This is a genomic window from Blautia sp. ZXY-1-C6, assembly GCF_056339875.1.
Genome location: NZ_JBWJVQ010000086.1, coordinates 1 through 2,871, shown reverse-complemented (window position 1 = coordinate 2,871; position 2,871 = coordinate 1). Strand labels below are relative to the sequence as shown.

The window sequence follows — 2,871 nt, the reverse complement described above, 5'->3', positions numbered from 1 at the left end:
CGAAGAGGTATCTACCATTTCTGGAAGAAATTTCTTCTTATGAGCATCTTCAGGTAAAAGGACTTATGACAATTGCACCATTTGTAGCAAATCCTGAAGAAAACAGAGAAGTTTTTCAAAAATTAAAGAAATTAAGTGTTGACATTGCGGCCAAAAACATTAATAATGTTAATATGAGCGTCCTGAGTATGGGAATGACAAATGATTATCAGGTCGCAGTCGAGGAAGGGGCCACTATGGTGCGCGTGGGAACGGGTATCTTTGGCGAAAGAGATTACTCAATAAAAGAAGATTAAAATAAGATTGGAGATTAAAATGGGCGTTTTAGATAAATTTTTAGATGCCATCAAATTAAACGATGATTACGATGATGATGGATTCTTAGATGATGATCTGTTAGATGAGGAAGAAGATGATGACTTCTCGATGACGATTTCGATGAGAAACCAAAGAAGAAATTTTTTGATAAATTCTCTAAGAAAAAAGAATCCGACGATAATGATGACTTCGATGATGTAGAAGAGAAAGCAGTAAAGACAGCTCCTAAACAGGCATCTGCTCCAAAACAGACCGCTTCGGCTCCGTCTAAGGTTACGGTTAAACAGGAACGCGCCGAACGCCAGACACGTCCTGTAGCATCTTCCAAGATTACTCCAATGAGAAGCAGCCGCAAATCAAATAAGAGCCCCAAATATGGAAGTCTGTGTGATCAAACCTTCTTCTATGGAAGATACGCGTGAGATTGCTGACACTTTAGTAGATAATTCTACTGTTATTTTGAATCTGGAGGAATTGATGTGGAACTGGCACAGAGGATCATCGATTTCACGTCCGATTGCATGCTATTCTTTAGGCGGCAGCCTTCAGAAAGTATCCAGCTATATCTTTGTACTTGGACCGTACAATGTAGATATTACCGGTGACCTTCAGAATACTCTGGGAGGCTCTGCTCCGTCTGTAAGAGCAGGATATTTGATCCAGGATGGAAAAAGACAGGAATTTTTTCTTAAGAGAATCGCGGGAAATGGCAAATCTCTCCTGGCAGAGAGATATCGTTACATTTTCGGATTTTCTTAATTTAAATGAACAGAATATAGTCAGTAGCCTGAAACATCAGTTTCCCCAGATTGTTATGGAGACGTCCGGAGGCTATGAGAATGCGGAGCGTCAGATGGTTGCATTTCATCCTGATGCTCTTGCTTTTACATGGGAATATCCCATCGACTGTCTGAGGATTGAACCAAAGGCTCTTAAATTCTCTGAAGAGCTTTCTCATCGTGATTATCTTGGTGCACTTCTCAATCTTGGAGTAGACAGAAGTGTGATCGGTGATATTGTTGTTCAGAAAAAAGCTGCCTGGTTTTTCTGCCAGAACAAAATGACGGAATTCTTTCTTGAAAATCTGTGCCGGGTCCGTCATACCAATATTCTGATCACAAAAGTGGAGGATTTTGATGAATTTCCACGCCCTGTCCTTGAATCTGTCAGCGGTACCTGCGCTTCGGTACGTCTGGATTCATTGATCTCGCTTGCTTTTAAGACATCGCAGAAGCAGTATGGTATCTTATATTGAAGGCGGGCAGGTTTTTGTCAACGGAAAACTGATCACCAGCAACGGATATGAGCCGAAAGATGGTGACATTATATCTGTACGTGGGAAAGGACGGTTCATTTTTGACGGTGTTTCTCACCAGACAAAAAAAGGACGCTGCAGTGTGCGTATTATGCGCTATGTATAAATTTTGTAATAAAAGGAGAACAGGAAAATGGCAGAACAAAAATTACTTGTAAAACGGGAAGGAGATTTCCATTATCCTATTTATTTAAAAAATGACTTTCAGGATCTTGCCGGTGCGATCAGAGAAGAAGGACTTGAAAACCGGAAAATCTGTATTGTGACAGACAGTCATGTTGCACCTCTTTATCATGAGGCAGTTAAATCAGCTCTTCAGGAAATTTCCTCTGAAATATTCTCTTTTGTATTTGAAGCTGGTGAAAAGAACAAAAACCTGAATACAGTACAGGAATTATATAAAACTTTGATTGAGAATGAAATGGACAGAAAAGGTCTGCTGGTTGCGCTGGGTGGCGGTGTTGTAGGTGATCTGACAGGTTTCGGAGCTTCCACTTACCTGAGAGGGATTGATTTTATCCAGGTTCCTACTACGCTTCTGGCACAGGTTGACAGCAGCGTAGGAGGTAAAACAGGTGTTGACTTCCTTCAGTACAAAAACATGGTAGGAGCTTTCCATCAGCCCCGCCTTGTATATATGAATATGAGTACCCTGCAGTCTCTTCCGAATCGGGAATTCACCTGTGGAATGGGTGAAATTCTTAAGACAGGACTGATCTGCGATGAAGAGTTCTTCCGTTTTGTATGTAAGAATCAGCCTGAGATCAGTAAATTGGATTTGAGTATGCTTTCCAGAATGATCCGCAGATGCTGCGAGATCAAGGCAGGTGTGGTAGAGCGTGATCCGAAGGAGCAGGGAGAACGTGCACTTTTAAATCTTGGTCACACAGTCGGACATGCAGTCGAAAAAATGAAAAACTTTCAGCTGCTTCATGGACAGTGTGTTGGAGTCGGTCTGATCGCTGCCGCTTATCTTTCCATGCAGAGAGGATTATTAACAGAAGAAGAATACGAAGAGATCAGAAAAGGGTGCCATTCTTATAATCTTCCTCTTTCTGTTGATTCACTGAATGCCGGGGATGTCCTGGCAGCAACAAAAAAAGACAAAAAAATGGAAGCCGGTCATATTAAATTTATCCTTATGCGACAGGATTGGTAAAAGTTTTATAGACAAAACTGTCACAGATGAGGAACTGCTCCAGGCAATCCGGGAGATTCTGATATGACAGCTGTTTCCT

At 41.4% G+C, this 2,871-nt stretch carries 6 protein-coding genes; all 6 read left to right on the top strand.

All coding sequences use genetic code 11. From position 1 onward, the window contains the following. Positions 1 to 296, top strand: a 296-nt coding sequence (locus AC075J_RS03330; RefSeq protein WP_476389992.1) for an alanine racemase, incomplete at its 5' end; no start/stop codon positions are given. 19 nt (positions 297 to 315) lie between these two features. Continuing rightward, positions 316 to 519, top strand: a complete 204-nt coding sequence (locus AC075J_RS03325) for a hypothetical protein (RefSeq protein WP_476389991.1) — start codon at positions 316 to 318, stop codon at positions 517 to 519. Positions 520 to 693: 174 nt separating this feature from the next. Then, positions 694 to 1,077 (top strand): cell division protein SepF, encoded by a 384-nt coding sequence (locus AC075J_RS03320; RefSeq protein ID WP_476389990.1) that lies wholly within the window; start codon positions 694 to 696, stop codon positions 1,075 to 1,077. Beyond that, the gene (locus AC075J_RS03315) at positions 1,025 to 1,573 is read left to right on the top strand and encodes a YlmH/Sll1252 family protein (protein WP_476389989.1); all 549 of its coding nucleotides are present in this window, start codon (positions 1,025 to 1,027) and stop codon (positions 1,571 to 1,573) included. Before AC075J_RS03320 ends, AC075J_RS03315 begins: the two co-directional genes overlap by 53 nt. Next, a complete protein-coding gene (locus AC075J_RS03310; protein ID WP_476389988.1) occupies positions 1,557 to 1,739 on the top strand; it encodes a S4 domain-containing protein in 183 nt (60 codons plus the stop codon). The genes AC075J_RS03315 and AC075J_RS03310 overlap by 17 nt, the downstream gene beginning before the upstream one ends. 27 nt (positions 1,740 to 1,766) lie before the next feature. Then, a complete protein-coding gene (aroB, locus tag AC075J_RS03305) occupies positions 1,767 to 2,792 on the top strand; it encodes a 3-dehydroquinate synthase (RefSeq protein ID WP_476389987.1) in 1,026 nt (341 codons plus the stop codon). Positions 2,793 to 2,871: the final 79 nt, after the last annotated feature.

Bases quoted from the DNA above. Each gene is read 5' to 3' on its own strand.
- aroB (WP_476389987.1), top strand. From the start codon at position 1,767: ATGGCAGAACAAAAATTACTTGTAAAACGGGAAGGAGATTTCCATTAT.
- AC075J_RS03320 (WP_476389990.1), top strand. From the start codon at position 694: ATGGAAGTCTGTGTGATCAAACCTTCTTCTATGGAAGATACGCGTGAG.
- AC075J_RS03325 (WP_476389991.1), top strand. From the start codon at position 316: ATGGGCGTTTTAGATAAATTTTTAGATGCCATCAAATTAAACGATGAT.
- AC075J_RS03315 (WP_476389989.1), top strand. From the start codon at position 1,025: ATGGCAAATCTCTCCTGGCAGAGAGATATCGTTACATTTTCGGATTTT.
- AC075J_RS03310 (WP_476389988.1), top strand. From the start codon at position 1,557: ATGGTATCTTATATTGAAGGCGGGCAGGTTTTTGTCAACGGAAAACTG.